Raw genomic sequence first — 22,806 nt, forward strand, 5'->3', positions numbered from 1 at the left:
TGCAAGATTCTAGATCTTTATATTTTGCCCAAGGAGCGTTTCCAACAAGAGAGTCAGCCCCTATTATGATTATAATAATGCTCCCAATTTTATAATTGCTTTTGTAGTGTAAAATTCAACTAAATTAGTCCTTTGTGACCTTTCTACTTTACCATAGATAGGGTGATAATGGTTTGATCGGACAGAATTTAAGTTTGTATTCTTTTTAGATAATATTGTACAATATAAGCAAAAAATTCTTGTCCTATATCAGCTTTCAATGATTATGTAGAAATTTTTTCTTGCCCTAGTATATTTCAAGCCAATATCGGTGGCTCTCCTAATCCTAATAGCATGCTACCTATACTACTATTTCCTAATTGATCTGGCAGAATATGACTCATGTAAGCTAAGATATGATCCATATCACCACTTGCACTAATATTTATATCAACATTATTTGGTAAATTACTTGTATTTAACTCTACTCTTTTTTCTACTATATCTTGTTGTGTGTTTATACCATATTTATGGACTAATAATATTTGTTGTAGTTGTTGTTGCCAAACACTGTTATTAGTTAAGTCCATGATACCTATTATTAGATCAGTGGTATAATTTACTAGTATTGTTATCTCCTCTATTTGGTTTTGAGTTACTGTTTTTTGTTGTTGCAACTTAACAGTGAGTTGATATAATTCATCTTTTGTATCTTGTATACTATCGTGGTAACTCTTTAAAAATTTATATTTTTTTTGCCATCTAGCATCTAACTCTCCTAATTTAGTCTCGATGTCGTTTAATAATCTGCTGTCACCTTCACCTTGTAGTGCACTTTCAACGTAATTTAATAATTTATGCTTTGGTGTAATATTCTCTTTTGCACTAACACATTGGGCCAAGACAGAACTCATCTGAGATTTTATCCATTGTGTCCTCATTTCTATTAATATGCCTTCAAGCTTGTTTAGCAAGTTTGTACATGAGCAGATTTGTCTGCAGAACTGCTCTGCATCATGATCAGGCCTTGTATCTTGATGATAATAATACCAACTGCTTAACTGGTTTTCACATTGTCTAATAAGATGCTTTATTGTTCCCATCACTCCATATTTTTTTATGGTAGGTACTAATTGTGAATGGTGCACAACATATTGTATAAGTGGTAGTTGCTGTTGTACATAATTATATTGAACAGCAATACTGTTATTAGAATTAATGGTAGTATTTTTCCACTCCTTGTTTTCGTTGATATCACAATTTCCTGTAATATACATATTTAGACTTTCATTAATAGGGTCGGCATTAGCTACTGGTAAAATATTGATGTTACTTATCATATTCCAGAATACATATACCTTCTCTTTAAACCAATTTGTAGTACTTATTATCAAATTCTCATAGTCATTGAAGCTAAGATGATGACGTTGATGATCAGTTTCATCACTATTATTGCCTAAAATATTTTGGATTCTATTAATACTTTCTATTATTCTACTATAATTAAATATCTGACTTATATTATTATATATTTGGGATGCTTCTATATAGTTATATCCAAACAATATCAACCTATACCATGCTGCACATGCTAATATATTGTTACTCATATTTGGTGTTGGTAATACTGCATAATTACAACCAACACAATGTTGATACTCAATAGTTGTATTTATAGATACTTTTAATTGTGATAATATATCTTTTGTAAATTTACAATTATCAATAAAAGTAACTTGTTCTTCTGGTAAATTAAATCCTAATGCCTTATAGGATATGATTATACTATTTTTACTACTAATCGCAAGTATACATTTCAAATGGTGGTATAATATATCATAATTAGGTGATAATAGAGCCTGCATACAAACTCTGAGATTATCAGTCATCCATTCAGCCATACTAATCTTATTTTGCATTACAACTAGTGTAGTATTACCTTTGGTCGTATTTATATTCTGATTCCATGCATTAATTCTTATATAATCTAATCCAAAATCAAACTCTATTGTAGAAATTGTATAATCATGGTTAATAAACCAATTTTTTACCCTAATAATATGTTGTTTATCACTATTAGTAATATGAACATTATTAATAACTAAATCATCAATAAATCTCATAACTTTTATCTCCCGCGGCTTAATATCTTTAAATATAATAATACCTATCCTTTGTTCATCTAATGGTATGGGAAATAACTTACCATTGTCCATTCTATGGTTATGTGTTATATTAAATGATTTGCTAAAGTCTATTTCATATTCTTGGATCGCAACATTATATGATTCCTGGACTAACTGTGTATAAGCCTTAGCCCTATTGGCACCTCCAACAAAATCTAAGGGCTGTTCATTATAATTGTTAAGCATCTTGTATCGATGTATGCTTATATACCATTCAGATAGTGGTATATAAAATTGTGGCATAGTTATTTTCTGAATAGAATAATGACTACTTGTATCTTTTGCTAATAACAACAAATCATTTCCATCTATTGCAAAGTTTACAGCATTATTGCAATGCTGAAACATCTTATCTTTATGAATCACAGTAAAACGTAATATAATATGAACTCCTTCATTCATAATACAAATAACTCGCAATGGTTGTATCTTAGATGCAGCTGATAACATAAAATCGTGGAATTTTATAGCAATAGGATTATTACCCAAGTGTTCCTTTAATACAAAAGTACCCTTTTCAATGTGCATATTAAAGTTAGTACTTATACTAGAATTGGCGCTATCACTCTTGAGATAATCATTAAGACTAATGCCTTCAAGTAGCATTATGCTATTATGACTAATATATTGATATATTTTAGTATAATTATACTTAACTTGATTATCAAAAAATTGTTTAGCAATAATTACAGGACTATCACTACTCCTGCTATGCAATATTAGATCTTCTTGTATTCTATAGTATACTATATTATCTAATGTACAATCAATCACAACTGTCGTATTTGCCGTAATTACACTAAAAAAACTACTTATATTACAGCTACAAAAAGACACAAGCCTCAAATTATTATCAACTCCTTGGAATGGTATATAAGCGTCTCCTTTTTCATCAACGAATATAAGATGTTTATAACTAACATCTTTAAAATAATTATATATTATAACATTATCTACCTTCTCCACATCATCTTTTTTTTTGTGAATCAGTACGTTAAGATCATTACCTGCAGTTTCTAACCAAACATTATCTATTGATAATAGCAACAATATATCAAATTTCATATCATGTGAGCTATTATCAATTATTATTGTACCTACATCTATATTATTAGTTACAATATATATATCACTTTCTTCACAACCTTTAGCAAAGGCAATTTGCTTGTCAAAAATAATAATGTCTGCACTCTCAGAGCCAAAATGATAATAGTGTTCTTTATATTTTACAACACCATATAGTTCATAATCTGTATTCTTCGCTGAAACCTTGTCATAATATTTTTTAACTTCTTCAACTAAATAATAGCTATTCTGACTACTATGCTCTTTTGTTATATGCAATTCAAATCTACTAATACTAGTTGTACTTTCTTCTATTTTAGGAATAACATTACCATAATTTTTATCTATTAAATTAAAGTTATGAGTTATATTATCATTGCCTAAATAATTTTTTATACTTAATGTATAAAAAATATTTGCACCCAATTTAATTTGTAATGACAGAGTATTATTTATTTTAGAATAAGTTATGCTCTCACAATCTGTTAATAAATTGGTGCCTAGGAAGACAATGGTTCCTTTCCCTTTGATGTCAATTAATGAATTTGAATTTTTTTTCTTAATATCTCTTGTTCTTATATAAAAATAATAAATACCTTCTGTACCTTTTACTTCTGTATATGGCCAAATTACTACTTTCCTACAACCTTTAATGATATCTGGTTTATCATTGCTATATCCCCCATCACCATCTATCAAATCAACTTTTACAAAGGGATGACGATCATTTAACTTGCAGTCAACATGATCTACATTATTTCTTCTCCCTTGATATGCAATTTTTATTACATCACAGAAATATGTATAAAAAAGATTTATTTTTCTATCATTAATAAATATATTAACTCTACTCCCAGAAATCCAATCTATATGTTCTATGCTTTGAATACTAAATTTTACAATACTATAGTCTAATATTGCTGTATTAAATGTATTAAAAGAATAAGGTGACCGAATATGATTTAGGCTTACTATACCAAGATTGATAGAACCTAAAAATTTATTATTAAGAAAGATAAATTGATTATTACGACTTAAAACGTCTATTTTAATAGAACTTTCACCCAGCATAAAAATACTAGATAGTGTATTATGTGTTATTATTTCTCCAGCACTGATCAATTTAGTATTAAAAATTATATACTTGTTATCATGAACTTGATTCCGTCTCACATTGTGTTCGACAATAAAACTATTAGCACATGGATATATTACATTCGGATCTGACCTTGCAGTACCACTTACCTCATAGATTGCGCTAGCCTGCTGAGGCAAACAAGTCATTGTAGCACCCTGAATATAATTAGGTACAACACGTGATAAATAATGATAATTATTATGTAACATATCAATCTTAGCATAACTTGGTTTAACAGTACTGCTAATATACTTTTTACATTCTGTTACATATATTTGTCCTCCACCACCATATGGCGTTCGTATGAATTTTAATTTGCTTGTACATTCTTCCCAGTGTCTTATTACTACCTTACCAAATCCACCAGCATAAGCCACTACATCATTAGGCATAGATTGTAAATAATCCCATGTTGTACTCAATATATTATTTACAGATTCTATTCTTGCTGCTAAATGTTGTACATCCTCTGGTGGGTATTTGTTAGTAACAGTATGCCAGAATATTCGCCAATTCTCATTATGGGTGGTATCATATCTTGCTTCATACTCTACAATATCACTAATACCACTATATATTGCATAAGCAGCAATCGATAATAACCCTGCCCCTACACCAAGTCCAGCATTAGTACTAGCAACTACCAAAGCAACACCAGACACAAATGAAACTCCAGAAAAAACTATAGATGCTGTATAATCCCTTATTTCCTTATCACTACATGCATTATCAGTATCTGCCATATCATTACATTTCTTAAGTGCTTGGGCTACCAACCCTATATCCACAATATCAAATACCCCAGATACACCACCTGCCGTACCTTTTAAAAAATTAACCCCATATTTTGCTGATAGAATCTTGAAAATAAATTTTGTATTATGACCTAGTATTTTTGGTGTTACTTGACTAACACTGTTTAATAATCTTATCCCCCACTTAGATTTTTGCCTTACTATAATATTTTCAATTGGTTCTGATGCAAAAGAGTAAGTTACCCCCCCAACATTTATTAAACAATCTCGCCCCCCTGTATCATTATCTTTACTTTCTTGACATTGTACAATAGCTCCATATATACCTCTTATTAACTGAAGCTTACCTACAGCACTAATTAGTTTACTTTTTAATTTACTATTTATTTTTATAGAATTATCCTGAGCAACATTATATATAATTCTTTCAAGACGTTCATTTTGACGGTAATTATTATAACCTCCATCTTCTATTACCCGGTCTAATAGATATTTATAATGGCCTATGATGTTATTACTATCCTCAATTTGTCTGATTTTTGCTAATTCCAACAATTGACTATTTTTTCCTTGATCATTACTATGTATTAAATATTCTAAGAACTTTTTACTATCGATTTGTAATTCATCTATATTGCTCATTTTCTTTCTTATGCTAAACTCAGCTAAGTCCTCTTCACTAAACTTACAAAAACTAATTTCTCTCTTCTTTTTACCACCTAAACAAGAAGAAAAATGTAATTTTAATTTTTTTTGTCTAGGATTAAGCGTAGAACCACTATCTGAATTATATCCATGCTTCTCTTGTTGTAGTCCTGATGAACCTGGTTGTGGGTTATTTAAATCTTGCAGATTAGGTCTAGATCGTAATGGAGATTGCTTAACAGGACTGTCATCTGAACTGATATGATAAACCTTATCAATAACACCTTTCGCTACTATTATCGAATCTGCAATAGTTGTATCTTTATTAAAACATAATACAACCCCTTTAATTTGCACTGCATCAGTAATAACCTTAAGGTATCTTATATAGTCCTTTAATTGTGTCTCCTTAGCTCGTATTTGCGTTAAAGTGCCAAGTCCTAATTCTAAGGCAAGTGGCACTCTATCTTGGAACACTAACACTAAATCTGCTCTGCCATGCCCTAAACTTACCTCTGTAAGTACCGTTATATCGTTCCCATTAAATTTTTTATGTAAAAACAAACCATGTATTATAGATTTAAAATCTTTTTCTAGGACAATAAACTTCTTCAACTTTAATAATTCTTCTTTAAGTTTAGTTAATTCTCTAGACTGAGCCTCGATATTTTCATTATCACCATGTGGTGGACTTGACATATTATCTAAATCCAAATTCTGTAATGCTGGTATTAGATTATTTAGATCAATATTTGATACAACATTATATTCTGTGATAAATTGTGATATATAGGATTGTTGTACTTGTGGAGCAGTCGATTCTAAATCGTTTACTCGTATGTTTAAACAGTAAAAATCCACATTTCTTATACTCTCAAAGACTTTCCCTTTAGGATTAATGGTTATATCAATTCTTTTACCAGCATTGATATTTAGCTCTTTTTGAGTATATAAAATTGCAGCTTGTACCTCCTCTTCTATAGTGACTTGTTTACTATCTATATTACTTCTTATAGTTGGTTTAGATTTATCTTTTATAAACGTTCTCTCGTATCCAAATGAATTTAAATGTTCTTGCTCGATGATAGTTAATATTATTGTACTTTTATATTGATTACTAAATACAAATATACTAACCCGTTGATTACTAGGAAGATCCTTAATAACAAATATCTTTTTCTCTACATTAGTTGACAACAACTCTCCTAGTATTACCACACCTAATGATTCATCACTACGTGTTGAGTAGTATATTGTTTTTAATGCCTTCGTTATTGTATCGTGATCTAATATTATTTGTCTTCTATTAATCAGCGTTGATATAAAACCTTCTTTTTGAGTAATAAATGCTTTCTGTGCGTATACTTTTTGTATTATAGCACCAAAATCAACCCCTACTATTATAACTTCTTTATTGTATGTAGTTCTGCCTACTAACTGATATGCATAAGCCATATCTTCTATTTGCTTTACTGCATCTACAACAGATATAATACTGTTGCCAACATCTTGCTGCCCCCCCTTAAATTCAACAATTATTTTAACAGCATCTGATATATGATTATCTTTTCCATCTTTACGTAATAAAAAATATAAGTCTAAAAATCCCCTCCCAGCACTTTGCTCAACATAGGTATCTATCCCATACTTATTTTTATAGTTTAATACTAGTGCTCCATAAGTAAACCCATGGTAAGCTACTTCCGACTTTATAAGCACTCCTCCCTTATTATTATTGTATAGTTCTATTAACTTATTAAAAAAACTTTCTACATTATCTTTTATAACATTTTTTGAATTAGCAATTAAATCTAAAACATCATCTAATTTTACCCCTTGTAAAGGTTTAACTTGAACGATATTAACACTTGATCCATAAATTCCTAGAGCATTATTAAATTGTAGATTAATTGTACTAGTCTTAATATTTAAATGTAATGTTTTAGAATCAATATTTGCTAAATTAATAGTATTGGCATCTGCCCCAAAAAATTGATTATTTATTATTTTTAGCTCATTGTCTGCATATTTTACCCTGTTAGGAATAGTATTATTTTCAGTAATAGATATAGATCGTAGTATAACTTTATCTTGCCCATTATCATTAACTTTAAAAGCTAGTTTTATAATTCGAGCTTTACTAAATGAACCAATACTAAAGCAAATATCTCTAATATGCATAGCATCTTTACTATTTTGAATAGTTATACCAGAGCCAAGAAAAAAGTGGGCCCAAAAATCAATTTTTCCAGGAGCTCGTTCATGAGGAGTTCTATCTAGTACTCTTTGAAATTGTATTTTAAACTTATCAATATTGTATAGAAAATTATATGCTATCTCATTCTTCATTTGTTATTGTCCAATTTTGAGAGAAAAACCCTATTACTTGCAGTGCATTGTTTCAACATAAATTTATATCACTTAATCTATAAAAGATAATACATGATTTAACACTTTAAAAATATATTCTTTTTTTTATTGTGCTATTTTTTGTTATTCTTCATTTATAGTATCAAAATTTAATCTTCTGTAACCACCCCTATCAAACTTGTTGTTAAATTATCATTGTGATTAATAATATTGCTTTCTACCTCTAGCAGCATATTATTTAAATTATTTTCTATATCCCGTAGATTATGGTCCTGTTCTTGAAAAGAGTTATCTAATATGGGAAGAATATCTTTAAACCACCCAGAATTTATAAACTTTTCTTTGAATTGTGTAATTATTTCTATAGATGGCTTAAACCATTTAATAATTTCTATTAATATTTTATTATCATGGTGGTTTTCTTCAAAAAGATAGTCTATATAATCACAAACCATTAATTCACTTTTAAACTTATTGATCTTTATTTGTGATGAATTACAACACCAAGTAGTAAACTCATGAGCTAACTTAAATTTGTCTTTACATAGTAACTCTATGCATACACCTACTGTATTTTTAGCAGGGTGTAATATCCATTCTTTAAATTGCTTTATTTCTTCTTCATTAGTAAAACACCAATGAGTAAACTCCTCTAATGATTGTAATTGGTTATCTTTGATGACTAAATTTATTACTAATTCTACTATTTCAAAATTGTCATGATACTGATAAAAGTGCTGTTTAAATTGATCAATTTGTTGTTGACTATTGGCAAAACTCCAATTTAAAATCTGTTCTAACAATTGATATTTACCTTCCTCGATTAACTTACAAATTATTTCTCTGAAATACAATTTAGGAATTCCTAATTTAAAATTATTTATTATGTTTTGACTATCTGGAACACACCATTTAAAATAATGTTCTAGTGCTACAAAATCTGCTTTATTATTTGTAACAATACTTTCTAGTGCATTTTTACAAATTTTACTATATACTAAACCTTGCTTAAATTCCCTTATTGCATCAGCAGATTTGAAAGCCCATTCCAAGAACTGAACTACTTTGCTCCATTCATTATTTTGTATAAAATGTACAGCTATATCATGTCCTTTTAATTTAACAAACTTCTGCTTAAATGTATTGATATCTTCCTCAGACACAAGAGCACTACTGATGAACATCTCTAGTACCTCTAATTGCTCACTTATAACAAGCTGGTGACATTTATTATTAATACTATGAAATGAAAATATCATGCTCTTTTTTTGTATATTATTAATATCTGGCAACATCAACTTAATCAAATCTATATTTCTTGTATGCAGTAACCTAAAGAATATATTGATGCCACAAGAACCATCTTGAAATTCAAACACAAATTCTTTTAAATGTTTAGGAGCAAATTGCCACAATTCCTTACAGAGCATTTTATACTGATTATATTTTTCAATATCTTCATAATGTTGTTCCATACGATACAATACAATATTTTCTAATACACTAAGATAATCTAATTCAGAAATTGAATTCCATATATGATGTATTGTAGGTAAAAAATAATCTTTCCATAACCAATCATCTAAAAGAGATAATAATATATCACGAGAACCAGTCTTAAATACTTCTTGTTGTTGTTCTTCATTCATTTGTGATAGAAAAAAACATTTAAGATCAGTATTACTTATATTTTGTAATGCTGTTATTATGTTTCGTGACTTTTCATCATCACTGAATTTATACCATATGTATTTTATGACTACTTGGTTTTTGTACAATAATTTATTATAACCATAAAGACCTACTAATACTTGAAATAAATACTCATTTACACTGCTATGAACACCAGCTTCTTGTTTTAATTTTGCATCTAGTATTGCAAGGTATTGTGCTATCTCATCAACACTACTATAATTACCGCGATATTTTATATTATAGGTATCAATTGATTTTTTAATTTCTTCTTTTAATTCTACAAAATTTTTTATTATGTAATTAATCCAAAAATATGACATCGGTTGCATTGTGATAGACCCTAAATGTAAGGTTGGCAGGACTTGTGGAACAATAATTTTTATTTTATCTTCAAGACAATAATTACAAGCAAGATTATATTTATAATTATTTGATAATTCTTTCTTAAGAAATAAAATTCTAGCTGTTTCCTGATAATCTATTATTCCTCTTGATGACCAAACCAAGCTACCTATGTAATTTACTGCTATGTGATGCATAGCTTGATACTGATCATTACAAAAGATACTTCTATCTTGGTATTCCATCCAATCAAATATTTCCTGCCCTATAGGATTTACAACATCTGATAAAATTTTCCTTATAGACTTGAACCTAGATAATTCTAATATCCTATCGAAGATTTTACTTTTAACTTCTTGACATAATTTATTCATATCTTCAGAGTAGGTATATCTTTGAGATACATGAGATAATTTTATTATTTCATTCTGAATATCTGCTTGACTCCATAATGTAATAATTATTTTAACAGCTGACATATGTTTAAGAGATGGCATTAAGCAATATCTTATTACATTCTCTTGCAAAGATTCTTCTACATTAACCTTTTGTATTTTAGAAGAATTACTTCCACCTATTTCATTGTCAGCTAATTGTCTTTTCATTTTACTACCCTCGTGATTCTTTTATATTTTACCACGACTTTGTATAAGAAAATCACCGCATAAGTTGTGGCATTAAAGTATTTTAGAATTTTACTACAAAAATATTACTATACTGAATATAGATTATGATAGATTATTTTGTTTTGTCGATGATTTTTGTAAAGGATTTTAGCAATGGTATAAAAAATCTCTAATTACTGCTGGTATGAACAAGCGAAACAGAAAATGTAAATTGAATTTACCTGTAATGACAATATTAATATCTGTTCATTGATCAGGTATATCATGCTTTAAATATTTTTATCTTAAACTTATTAGAAATCATAGGCACTTGTTCAACTACTCAGTACACTAAAAAATAGATCTATTAAAATATCCTCTATCCTTAGATTTTATGCAACAAGAAAACTATAAACAGCTTCATACCACATTGATTTAGCAACTGAAAATATAGTTCTTTAATCTCTTTAAGTGACGAGTAGTGTTATAAAAAGTACCTAATTTGGAGTAATAATGAAATTTGACCAGGTCAAGGAGTTATAGAGCGAAAAATGCCATTGGTGCACAAGAGTAAAAAGCGAAATTCTCAAAGATGGTGAATATCTTGAGGTAAGCTAATAGCCTTAAGAAATCAACCACTTTCATCTTAGAGACGAAAGTTGAGTTATAGCTAAAAGTTGCATATCTGAAGTGATTGAGATTTAATCTGACATTTAAAAAATAAACAAGTATAAAATGAAGTATAAACAGATTTAACAATACCTAAAGTTGTTAAAAAGTTGGAAGAACATTTCTTAAATGTAATCTTCAATTATAAAATCCTACAGAATAGCACTAAACAAAATGCAATGTATTATGTAATTATATAATTAATAAGCTATCAACAAACCTTAAGGTGTAGCGTTTACAATTATTCTGTGTTAAATATGTTATAGTTAGTTAAAGAGCCATAACCAGAACATTAATGGTATAGTGGAAAACATCCCGTATAATAGTAGTTTTGGAGCTGTTGATAACATTGATGGCATATATTATTTATGATACATATTCGCGTTTGATCAACAATAATTTGCAAACTATTGTTCCTAACTATTTTATCCACTCTTAATAAGGAAGTATCTCCATATTATAACAATCTAAGACATAGGATATCCATAAAACCTAAAATGATGAACAACTATCAGATTAAAACTGTTCTGATCAAAATAAATACCAAAAAGCACCAAAGAGAAAAACTAAGTAATAAAGAAGAAAGACTAAACGTAAAAAAGCCGCAAAAACTAAGTGATTCAGATAATGGATATACAGATATACTGTATTCTTCTTTAATTGATGCTGATTATGACTGAATTCAGTCAACTAGGCAAAACCAGAAACAACAATTAAGATCACAATATAAATTTAGATAAAAAGTATCATGTTCCCTCCAGCAAAATATAATATTAACGAGTTTAAAACACGATTTGAGCATATGTTCTCAAATTATAATAATATATAGAAAGTAAGACAAGATCTTTATCCTCTAAAATTAAAGCGTAAACACTATAAATACTAATGCACCTAAAGAACTTATACAAGCATTACATAGAAGAATATATAGAATGAAGTTAGAGCAGACATACATAACACTCCTAGAAAACAAGATAAGGTACATAACAAATGCAAGAATATAATAATGATAGTATAATTAGTTACACGTTCTGGAGAAAAAGTAAGGCTTAAATTTATTGACACTATTATCAAATATATTTTGCAAAGCAAGATATATTAATATAGATTAAGTATGAAAAAAAATTAATGAGTAAAATGCTGAAAAATCAGAATTTAGACATAGAAAGAAAACAAGAGCATATTGAAATTAATCTGACAAAAAACGTTGAATCTACACTTAAAAGTGGCTTTGAATCTATTCAATTTATTCACAACGCATTACCGGAAATTAACTATGATAACATAGATACGACTACTACTTTCCTTGGCAAATCTTTACAAGCACCTATTCTAATTTCTAGTATGACCGGAGGAACTGCTAGAGCCAAAGATATTAACTATCGACTTGCAGAAACAGCCCAAAAAGCTGGTATTGCTATGGGTCTTGGCTCTATGAGGGTTCTGTTAACAGCAGTAGATACGATCAAGACATTTGCGGTAAGGCATATCGCTCCTGATATCCCTTTATTAGCCAATATCGGGGCAGTACAGCTTAATTACGGAGTAACACCGAAGGAATGTCAGTATTTAGTTAATGTCACCAAAGCCGATGCCTTAATCCTGCATCTAAACGTATTACAGGAGCTAACTCAACCCGAAGGTAATAGAAATTGGGAAAATCTTTTACCTAAAATAAGAGAAGTTATTAATTACCTCTCTGTCCCTGTAATTGTTAAAGAAGTAGGATACGGTTTATCTCAACAAGTTGCTAAAAACCTTATTGATGTAGGAGTTAAAGTTCTTGACATTGCAGGGAGTGGAGGAACATCCTGGAGCCAAGTTGAGGCTTATCGTACTAAAAATTCATTACAAAACCGCATTGCTAGTAGCTTTATTAACTGGGGAATCCCAACTTGCGATTCTCTCAAGATGGTACGGGAAGTTTCAAAAAATGTTTCAATTATTGCTAGCGGTGGATTAAAATCAGGTATTGATGGTGCAAAAGCAATTCGTATGGGAGCTAATATTTTTGGACTTGCCGGTCAATTATTAAAAGCAGCAGATACTTCGGAGCACTTGGTTTCCGAAGAGATACAATTAATAATTAAACAGCTTAAGATTACCATGTTATGCACTGGATCACGTACTTTAAAAGACCTCACAAAAGCAGAGATCAGATTGTATTAGTTTATTCATGATATATAGGTAATGAACTTTGTGATTTATAGACATAGTTACAATAATAATGTAAGACTAGAAGTGATCTAGTTATAAAAATTCCAGTATTGATTGGACCCCTAAGATTAAATTACGTTTAAATCAGGTTAATTTATATAAGGAGATAGGTAATACAGGGAAAGTTGTGGCTACTATGGTATTTCAAGATTAACTTTACACACACAAATGGTATAAAGGCGTAGATGGATTAAATAATTTAAGTGTCATATTTTTCAGCAATTTTATTTGATATTGATTATACACTACTCCAAGAAAGTAACAAAAGCTTAGTAATTCATAAGCAGTATAAGAATCAAAAACACTGACGATTTTATGTTTTAGCTTAGCTTGTTTGCTAGTATCAATACTACCTTCTATCTTATCTAAGTATCGTCCTTTAAGTTTGTTTACATATGCTAGAGTTAAACTGAAATTTAGCATGATCAATTAGCTGTATTAGCTTCTCGCAGTTCATGAGCAAAAGAGCCGTAGCAAGCAAAACGCAAAGGGTTGTATTGAACCTGTATTACATCTACTTCGATAGCTCGTAAAAGCACTGTAAATTAAAGGATGGCTGGGGCGGGAGGATTCGAACCTCCGGATGACGATACCAAAAACCGTTGCCTTACCACTTGGCGACGCCCCAAAGTAATAATATTAACTAATCTCCCCATGGCTTGACCAAACCGCAGTATGACATGCACTTTGCATAAGACTTTATACCAAAATAGTATAAACGTCAATTACAATAATGATTCTAAAAATAAATTTATTTCATTATTAAGCCAATTCCTCGCCTGCGTAGATAACAAATCATAAATTTTAGCTCTAATTTTATTATAATATTCCTTGATATAGCTTATTTCATCAATATTAAGTAGTTTCACATCAATTAATTTACTAGCATAAGGCACTAAGCTTAAGGTCTCAAATTCAAGCCATCCACTATTTTCTTTTATATACATTAAATTTTCGATTCTAATTCCATATTTTCCAGGAATATAAAAACCTGGTTCATTAGATATAATCATACCTGCTTTAAGTACAGTTTTATTACAAAGAGTTATGCTTTGCGGTCCTTCATGAACACTCAAGAAGCTTCCTACCCCATGCCCTGTACCGTGCGGATAATCTAGCATTTCTTGCCATAAATATTGCCGAGCGAGTATATCAAGATTAGATCCCATAACAATATTTTGCGGGAATTTTACTCTTGCTAAAGCAATATGTCCTTTAAGTACTTGCGTATAACGCTTTTTCTGCTCATCGGTCGGTGTACCTATCACGATCGTTCTAGTTATATCGGTGGTAGCTCCTCTATATTGACCACCGGAATCTATAAGTAATATCCCGTGCTCTATAATTTTTTTAGCAGTTTTTGGATTAGCTCTATAATGAATAATCGCACTATTTTCCTGAAACCCGCAAATAGGGGGAAAACTATCTGAAACATAACCCTCTTGTTTAGCTCGATACTCTGTAAGCTTTAACCCGAGGGTGTATTCTGTTATTGCATCATTCCCGTTTCCCCATATGTTATTACCATGACAGCGGGAATCCATACTGTACTTTTCTGGATCCCCGTTTTCACATGGATAACATTGAGAAAAATCTGCAAAAAATTCACACAAAGCTACTGCATCTTTAATATGAAAATCAATTGCATGCTTAATTTCGATCTCATTTTTACAGGCTTTTGGTATTAGGCATGGATCAGTAATTTTTTGTACTTGTTTATCAGTTATTAAGTCCATTATATAGACAGACGCTATACTAGCATCAATAAAAATATTCTCGCTATCTCTTAAAATATTTTCAAATTCTTTTTCAGGTAAAATCGTTATTTCAGGACGCGCATTAATAATTTCAGTATCAATTCTTGATGGAGCAATAAATAGATATAATTTTGTAGAAGTGAGTATAACTTTAGCAAACATTAAAGGTGTATAAGCAACGTCACTAGCGCGCAAATTTAGTAACCAGCATATAGAAGAGCTATCGAGAATGACCAAAGCTGATACAGTGTCATTCCAACCCTCTTTATTGTCATTCACACAAAAGCAGGAATCCAAAAAAGTTTTACGGCACTGATTTATCTTCTCTAGATGACTAATACCGGCAAATTCAATATCATACAAATCTACCTTAGAATATTGCTCTAGAGGCTGATTATACCAAATCTTATCAACTAAATTACCGTTAATTCTCTGAAAGTTGAACTTTAAATTTGATATAGTAGGATAAGTAAATAATTCAGAATCATAACCTACAACATAATTCAGAAAGCTTGATATAAGCAAATTTTTTAGATCTCGGCTTTCACATATTAACATACGCTCTGCAGGCACACCTTTAAATTCATCTTGTCTGAACCTTTCTAAATTATACTGTATTTTCGTATCTTTATTTAATATAGATATATCTTTTAAATCAAAAATCTTAAAAAGCTCTAAATCAAGTTCTTGGTTCGCTTGCTCTAAATAACGACCGTCCGTAAAAAATAATGCTACATCCTTAAATATAATAACCATACCGTTTGAGCCGGTAAAACCTGTAATATATTCAAGTCTTTTAGCATAATCCGGTACACATACACTCATATATTTATCGTTAGATGGAATTATATAACCGTCTATATTATATTCTGTGAATAAGCTTCTAAGTAGATTAACTCTCTCTTTTATCATATTCTCTATCATAACGCAGCTTGTGACCACGGTATCCATAAAAATAACTTGATGATGGACCATCTCACTTGATGACACCAAGGACTTTGCAATGGACTATTTACTACTTCTATACCACATGTAATATACAGGAATACCAAGTATAGTAAAGGAGCTAGCTATAATTAGAGTTTTAATAGGTGTTGCATAAATAACCCAACTACAAAAAATAATAGATATTATAGCTATAAGTAAATAATAATAAGAAAAATTTTCTTTTGAACTAAGAATTACTTTTAAAAATGCTAAGCTACAAATTAAGTAAACAAATAAAAATGCTATGACCGAAAAATCTATTATTTGTGTTAGCTGCTTGGCAAAATTATCATTTGCTGTAAAGACTAATAACGGCACAATACCAAGGCAGCTTACAATAATTCCGTAAGTTGGGGCATTATTACTGTTTTTCTTAGCAAAAAATTTCGGCAATAATCCATCTTCGGCAAGCCCAAGAGCAATCTGTCCACTAGCTAGCACCCAAGCATTGAGTGTACCTATACATATAATCGAGGCTATAACTGCAATGACGCTTGACCATTTACCACCAAATAATAATGCGGCAGCATCCGCATAAGGAGCTTTAGCACTAATAAGTTCAGCAGCAGGGATTAATCCCATTATACCTATACTATTTATAATATATAACACCGCTACACAGAAAGTGCCAAACATTATGGCTCTTGGAATGGTCTTTGCCGGATCTTTTACCGCCCCTGCCGTAGTAGTTGCGCACTCAACCCCAATAAATCCCCAAAAAGTAAGAAGTGCAACTCTTCCCATTACAGTTGGAATACGTAAATTCTCTACTTCTTTATCTATAACAATATTATCTATATCAAAATGAGATAATGCAGCTAAACCTACTACAAGCAGTGGAACAAATTTTAAGAGAGTTAAATAAAACTCTGCTTTTCCTGCTACTTCAGGACCTTTTAAATTTAAAACCGCAATAGCACTTAATAATATTATCTGTAATATTAAATCCAAAATAACTTGTGATTTAAAAAAAGGTGTCAGGTAACCTATTGCTGAGATAACAACTATACTTGTACTGACAAAGGATATAACCCAGTAAGTCCAACCCGTGAAGAAGGCTATTTTATCCCCGAAACTTTCCTGTACATAAACGTGAGGACCACCCGTTTTAGGAAATTTTGCACATAAGTACGAGAATACAAGCGCTATACTCATAGCACCAAATAGTGACAACACCCAACCATAAATACTATATATACCGAAGGGCGCTAAACTTAACGGCAATATAAAAATGCTAGTACCGATTTGACTTCCGGTCACTAAGGCAAAAACCGCCCAGAAACCTAATTTTTGCGACATATATTTTGTTTTGATTGTTTATATAAATGGTTGTAATATAGCTATACAAACGATTTTATGCAACTTAATTTTAGAAAAAATATATTGACACTTTTGAAATTACGGATGTACTGTAATTGCTAAAGCAATATTAGCTTTTTTGCTACATAATGCCAAAACATTCTACAAGCAGCAGAAGTAGTATCTTCTCTGTTTTCCTTTAATAGATTTATATTAATAGGATGACACAAGGATTTGCTTTTAAATATGCTAATATGTTTTTACTAGTTTTAAACATTTTTCTAATCCTTTATTATTTTCAAATTCTTTCAAATCTTTACTAGCTTAAATAGTAAAAAGACTTTTAAAAGCCACTAAATATTTACTAAAATCTTCTATAAATTTAACTTGTCCTCTAGCAGTATTTTTAATACCGTTATTTAATTGTGTTAAAGCCTTTTTGTTATTAAATATCTAACTTCTTTTTAAAGTATTTAAGATGGTTCTAAAATAATTTGTCCTTTTTACTATTAACAATAACGTAAAAAACTACTTAACCACTTTAGCTAATTACCAAGTGTTATTCTGCCTTTCGTATCTAGTTTTAATATACATTTCTTGTGTCATATAAATTACTTTTTATATCATAACTTATAGAATAATACATAGTGGGTAATGAATCAAGTGGGATTATCACACACTAAAAGATTTGCCACAGCCGCAATTAGCTTTTTCATTGGGATTTGTGAAAGTGAATTGAGATTTGAATTTAGTCTCTACATAGTCCATTTCAGAACCTAAAATATATATTAACGCTTTTGGATCGATTAGTATCCGCACGCCTTTTTCTTCAACTAATTCATCAAATTGATTTTTACTATCTGCATATTCAACGTAATAAACTTGGCCTGCACAACCTCCTGACTTAACCCCTACCCTAATACCAAAAGTAGGCTTGTCTCGTTTTTCTATTAGCAATTTTACTTGCTTTGCAGCAGAATCGGTTAGTGAAATAACATTTTTCATGTTTTAAGAGTCTTTTTTGCTTTCTTTTTTCTGTTTATAATTGGCTATAGCTGCTTTTATTGCATCTTCCGCAAGTAGTGAACAATGTAATTTTACCGGCGGCAGCAATAATTCTTTTGCTATTTCGGTATTTTTAATAGATTCAGCATCATTTATGGATCTGCCTTTAACCAACTCCGTTACTAAAGAACTTGAAGCAATAGCCGAACCGCAACCGAATGTTTTAAATTTAGCATCTATAATAATACCGTTATCGTCAACTTCAATTTGTAACTTCATAACGTCACCACAAGCAGGAGCTCCAACCAGTCCCGTACCGACATTTTTACTATCTTTATTAAGTGACCCAACATTACGAGGATTTTCATAATGATCTATCACTTTTTTGCTATAAGCCATTGTTATTTCTCTAAAATTTAATTTTTAATGTGTTATTCCTAGCTAGAAGCAGGAATAACATCAAGGATTTTAATGAGATGCCCATTTGATCTTCTTTAAATCAACACCCTCTTGCATCATTTCCCAAAGAGGACTTAGTTCTCTTAGTTTATCAATTTTTGAACATATTAAATCTACTGCGTAATCAATTTCCTGCTCGGTAGTAAATCTACCTATGCCAAACCTAATCGAAGTATGAGCAAGATCTTCACTGATTCCCATGGAACGTAAAACATATGATGGTTCAAGTGAGGCAGAAGTACAAGCAGAACCGGAAGAAACGGCTAAATCTTTAATGGCAAGAATAAGTGACTCCCCCTCTACTCCAGCAAAACTTAAATTTAAATTACCTTTATATCTTTGATCTTTATCACCGTTTAAATAAACTGCTGAAATTCTTTGTTTTATATTGTTTAAAAATCTGTCAAATAAGTAATTTACATGCTTAGTATCTTTGCTCATCTCATTATACGCTATTTCAGCAGCTATGCCAAGCCCTACTATTAAAGGAGTCGGAAGCGTACCTGAACGCATACCACGTTCTTGACCACCACCGTTTATGAGCGGCGTAACACGTATACGCGGCTTTTTCCTTACATATAATGCACCTACTCCTTTTGGACCATAAATTTTATGTCCTGAGATACTGGCAAGGTCAATATTAAACTCGTTAACATCAATTGGAATTTTACCAAAACCCTGAGCAATATCAGAATGCAAGAAAACACCTCTTTCACGACACATTTTCCCGATTTCTTTCAAAGGCTGGATCACGCCTATTTCATTATGAACCGCCATAACTGAGACTAACATAGTTCGATCGGTAATAGATGCTTTCAATATTTCTAAATCGATTATTCCATTTTGGTTAATCGGTAAATATGTGATTTTTATACCTTCTTGCTCTAAATGCCTACAAGAGTCAAGCAAACATTTATGTTCACTGACTACGGTAATAATATGATTCTTTTTATTGCTGTAAAATTTTGCTATTCCCTTTATTGCAAGGTTATTAGACTCGGTTGCACCGGAGGTAAAAATAATTTCTTTAGCATCTGCTCCTATTAACTTCGCTACTCTACTTCTTGCCTCTTCAACGGCGTTTGCTGCATCCCAACCAAAAGAATGGCTGCGTGAATGCGGATTACCGAATTTAGTAGTGAAATACGGCAACATTGCTTCCATGACCCTTGGATCTAGCGGCGTTGTTGCTTGATAATCCATATATATCGGCAAAATGAGGTTGTGTAATTGTGTGTTCATATAGTTAATTCTCTTACAACTGTATCATACCGTGGCTCGGCCACGGTATCCAGTCTTTTGTAATTTTTTTTTGAACCCTGTAGTCAGCCATGGGGTAACATTTAATGTTACTATTACAGGCAATGATATCGTCAGTCATATATCTCTTCAAAAGCTTTTATAAAAGCTTCTATATCCTCAATTGTATTGTTATGGCTTAAAGATACCCTAATCGAAGACTTTGCCTCTTCGTCCTCTATACCCATATTGGTTAATACGTGCGATTTAGATATTTTTCCTGATGAACAAGCAGAGCCAGAACTTACACAAATATTACGTAAATCAAAACCTATCAATTTTACCTGTGCATCCGTACCAAGCACAGTAAACAAGCTAGTATTAGGTAATCTTGAAACATTTTCACTAATAATATTTACGTTTGGATATTCTTTTAGCTTTTTCTCCAAGGCACATTTTAAGCTTTTGATTTTTATATATTTTTCTGAGATATCTTTTGTTATTAATTCAGTAGCTAGACCAAGCCCTGCAATGGCTAAAACATTTTCTGTACCTGATCTTAACCCTTTTTCTTGTCCTCCCCCTATAATCATTGGAGTAACTTGAAAGTCAGAGTTAGAAATTAAAGTAGAACTACCATGCCCTGCTCCTATTTTATGCCCTGAAATTGTAGCAAAATCTAACCCTAACTCTTTAATATTTATAGGTATTTTTCCTAATGATTGGATTAAATCGCTATGAAATTTTGCCTCATATTTTTTAGTTATTTTACTTATCTCAGCTATATCTTGTATAACTCCGCTTTCATTATTAGCCATCATTATGGAAACTAGTTTTTTCGCAGTACTACTTTGCGATAATAATTCTTCTAGATGTTTTAAATCAACTAAACCTTGATTATCAACTTTTATAATTTTAATATTTGGAGCATGTTTTATATGGTTATAGATCGATAAATGTTCAATAGCTGAAATAAAAATATCACCATCATAAAAATTTTTCATTATTAAATTATTACTTTCAGTGCCTGATGATGTAAAAGTAATATCATATTCTCTAGATGATAACTTTATACCAAGAGCCGTTGCTATTTGCGAGCGCGCTATTTCTATTATATTCTTAGCAAATCTACCTGAGCTATGTGCTGATGAAGGGTTAAGCTCCATGTCCATTAAACTTATCATGAATTCCTTAACTCTAAGGTCAATAACAGTAGTAGCATTATGATCTAAATATATCATATATTTAAATTTAAGATATCTTTAATGGATATATTTTCAAAATAATCTCTAATATGCTTTTCCCAAAACCTTTCCATAATTTATGTGAATTACATTTTATTTTATCAGGTACGCAAGTGTTCACTGATTTCTTATAGCATGTAGTCATTATAAAATTTTCATTAACAGCGTCCATAATATCGGAAATTTTTATTTCTTCTAGGTTACGTATAAAATATAGCCCCTTCAATCCTTCTCTAATCACCTTGACTAAATCAGCTTTTTTAAGTTTAGAAAAAATTTGCTCTAAATAGTTAAGCGATATATTTTGTTTTTCGGAAATTTCATTTAAAGTGACCAACTCAGCACTTGATTTTGAAGCCATTTCAAGTATTGCCATTACAACATATCTTCCCTTCATCATCAGCATCATACGACCCACCTATAAATTGTAGAAATCAGGGTTTGAAATAGTTCTTCACCACAACCTTAAAATTATATTTTATCTTAAAAACTGTTAAGTTTTTTAATAAACAAAGATATAATTAATTTATATAAAAGGCGAAGATACCATTTACCTTTATTCAACATTGCTAAACGAATAGCGGATTAATAATTCGCTATTCGTGTTATTAAATCTAAATTTTTTAAGTCTACAATACTCAACTAATTTAGTCAATTATATAATTATATTATTTAAATTAGCTTGTTAATATTAAATAAAAAACCTAGTAGAAATGGAACAACATTATAAATAATTCTAGCATTGCTGAAGAAGAATTACTTGTATAACATAGTTTAACGCTTCGATGCTATTCCGGCTAAAAGCTAAAAAATTCATAAAAGCACTTATGAAATAAAATAAGCTATTTTATTATACATGACCTTGATGCTTTAATTACCAACTGATACTGTCAATATCCGCAATTTGAAGAGCTCTATTTTTATCAACAAATTTTCTCATTTCTTTAGGATTATTAAAAATTGACTGTTATCCTTTAATATTCCTTGTATATAGCCGGCAGTAAGTAAATTTTTCTTTAATTATTTTGTATCTTTTATAAGACCTATTGCAGCAAAATTTGTTAAAAGAAATTTATATTTTGCTTTACTTCAACCTTTTTTACTCCAGTAGCTTGTCTTTCATGAATTACTAATTGATTCAGATCTAAGT

11 protein-coding genes, 1 tRNA gene and 1 pseudogene are annotated in these 22,806 nt (G+C 30.4%); 2 read left to right on the forward strand and 11 right to left on the reverse strand.

The genetic code is table 11. The features are described 5' to 3' along the window. Positions 1-296: 296 nt before the first annotated feature. Together AAGW17_RS04705 and AAGW17_RS04710 are read right to left on the reverse strand one after the other, a co-directional pair. Positions 297-8,117: a hypothetical protein gene (locus AAGW17_RS04705; protein WP_347938849.1), complete on the reverse strand. Its 7,821-nt coding sequence runs from the start codon at positions 8,115-8,117 to the stop codon at positions 297-299. A 170-nt stretch (positions 8,118-8,287) separates the two neighbouring features. Beyond that, positions 8,288-10,780 carry a hypothetical protein gene (locus AAGW17_RS04710; RefSeq protein ID WP_347938850.1) on the reverse strand — a complete coding sequence of 831 codons (2,493 nt, stop codon included), beginning with the start codon at positions 10,778-10,780 and terminating at the stop codon, positions 8,288-8,290. A gap of 1,166 nt (positions 10,781-11,946) precedes the next feature. Here AAGW17_RS04710 and AAGW17_RS04715 point away from each other — a divergent pair. After that, positions 11,947-12,129, forward strand: a complete 183-nt coding sequence (locus tag AAGW17_RS04715) for a hypothetical protein (protein WP_347938851.1) — start codon at positions 11,947-11,949, stop codon at positions 12,127-12,129. A 457-nt stretch (positions 12,130-12,586) separates the two neighbouring features. Then, positions 12,587-13,618, forward strand: coding sequence for a type 2 isopentenyl-diphosphate Delta-isomerase (gene fni, locus AAGW17_RS04720; protein WP_347939426.1), 1,032 nt, complete (start codon positions 12,587-12,589; stop codon positions 13,616-13,618). A 204-nt stretch (positions 13,619-13,822) separates the two neighbouring features. On the opposite strand, the gene AAGW17_RS04725 is transcribed toward fni, so the two are convergent. From AAGW17_RS04725 to AAGW17_RS04765, 9 genes and pseudogenes are all read right to left on the reverse strand, one after another. Next, positions 13,823-14,089: a hypothetical protein gene (locus AAGW17_RS04725; RefSeq protein WP_347938852.1), complete on the reverse strand. Its 267-nt coding sequence runs from the start codon at positions 14,087-14,089 to the stop codon at positions 13,823-13,825. Between the two features lie 130 nt (positions 14,090-14,219). Then, positions 14,220-14,294: transfer RNA gene (locus AAGW17_RS04730), tRNA-Gln, on the reverse strand. Between the two features lie 97 nt (positions 14,295-14,391). After that, the gene (locus tag AAGW17_RS04735; RefSeq protein WP_347939427.1) at positions 14,392-16,335 is read right to left on the reverse strand and encodes a M24 family metallopeptidase; all 1,944 of its coding nucleotides are present in this window, start codon (positions 16,333-16,335) and stop codon (positions 14,392-14,394) included. A 96-nt stretch (positions 16,336-16,431) separates the two neighbouring features. After that, entirely contained in the window at positions 16,432-17,709 is a 1,278-nt protein-coding gene (locus tag AAGW17_RS04740) for an APC family permease (RefSeq protein ID WP_347938853.1), read from the reverse strand. Between the two features lie 672 nt (positions 17,710-18,381). Beyond that, on the reverse strand, positions 18,382-18,714 hold the full coding sequence (locus AAGW17_RS04745; protein ID WP_347938854.1) for an iron-sulfur cluster assembly accessory protein: 333 nt from the start codon (positions 18,712-18,714) through the stop codon (positions 18,382-18,384). 3 nt (positions 18,715-18,717) lie between these two features. Further along, entirely contained in the window at positions 18,718-19,113 is a 396-nt protein-coding gene (gene iscU, locus AAGW17_RS04750; RefSeq protein WP_347938855.1) for a Fe-S cluster assembly scaffold IscU, read from the reverse strand. A 69-nt stretch (positions 19,114-19,182) separates the two neighbouring features. After that, positions 19,183-20,415, reverse strand: coding sequence for an IscS subfamily cysteine desulfurase (locus AAGW17_RS04755; protein ID WP_347938856.1), 1,233 nt, complete (start codon positions 20,413-20,415; stop codon positions 19,183-19,185). 131 nt (positions 20,416-20,546) lie between these two features. Next, positions 20,547-21,653 carry a cysteine desulfurase family protein gene (locus AAGW17_RS04760; RefSeq protein ID WP_347938858.1) on the reverse strand — a complete coding sequence of 369 codons (1,107 nt, stop codon included), beginning with the start codon at positions 21,651-21,653 and terminating at the stop codon, positions 20,547-20,549. After that, positions 21,650-22,065, reverse strand: a pseudogene (locus AAGW17_RS04765) (Rrf2 family transcriptional regulator). Before AAGW17_RS04765 ends, AAGW17_RS04760 begins: the two are co-directional and overlap by 4 nt. Between the last annotated feature and the right edge of the window lie 741 nt (positions 22,066-22,806).

This window comes from Rickettsia sp. Oklahoma-10 (genome assembly GCF_039954865.1).
GTDB lineage: Bacteria > Pseudomonadota > Alphaproteobacteria > Rickettsiales > Rickettsiaceae > Rickettsia > Rickettsia oklahomensis.

Excerpts from the sequence above, each read along its gene's own strand:
- AAGW17_RS04740 (WP_347938853.1), bottom strand. The coding sequence starts at position 17,709 with ATGTCGCAAAAATTAGGTTTCTGGGCGGTTTTTGCCTTAGTGACCGGA.
- AAGW17_RS04710 (WP_347938850.1), bottom strand. The coding sequence starts at position 10,780 with ATGAAAAGACAATTAGCTGACAATGAAATAGGTGGAAGTAATTCTTCT.
- AAGW17_RS04745 (WP_347938854.1), bottom strand. The coding sequence starts at position 18,714 with ATGAAAAATGTTATTTCACTAACCGATTCTGCTGCAAAGCAAGTAAAA.
- AAGW17_RS04705 (WP_347938849.1), bottom strand. The coding sequence starts at position 8,117 with ATGAAGAATGAGATAGCATATAATTTTCTATACAATATTGATAAGTTT.
- AAGW17_RS04755 (WP_347938856.1), bottom strand. The coding sequence starts at position 20,415 with ATGAACACACAATTACACAACCTCATTTTGCCGATATATATGGATTAT.
- fni (WP_347939426.1), top strand. The coding sequence starts at position 12,587 with ATGCTGAAAAATCAGAATTTAGACATAGAAAGAAAACAAGAGCATATT.
- AAGW17_RS04760 (WP_347938858.1), bottom strand. The coding sequence starts at position 21,653 with ATGATATATTTAGATCATAATGCTACTACTGTTATTGACCTTAGAGTT.
- AAGW17_RS04715 (WP_347938851.1), top strand. The coding sequence starts at position 11,947 with ATGATGAACAACTATCAGATTAAAACTGTTCTGATCAAAATAAATACC.
- iscU (WP_347938855.1), bottom strand. The coding sequence starts at position 19,113 with ATGGCTTATAGCAAAAAAGTGATAGATCATTATGAAAATCCTCGTAAT.
- AAGW17_RS04725 (WP_347938852.1), bottom strand. The coding sequence starts at position 14,089 with ATGCTAAATTTCAGTTTAACTCTAGCATATGTAAACAAACTTAAAGGA.
- AAGW17_RS04735 (WP_347939427.1), bottom strand. The coding sequence starts at position 16,335 with ATGATAAAAGAGAGAGTTAATCTACTTAGAAGCTTATTCACAGAATAT.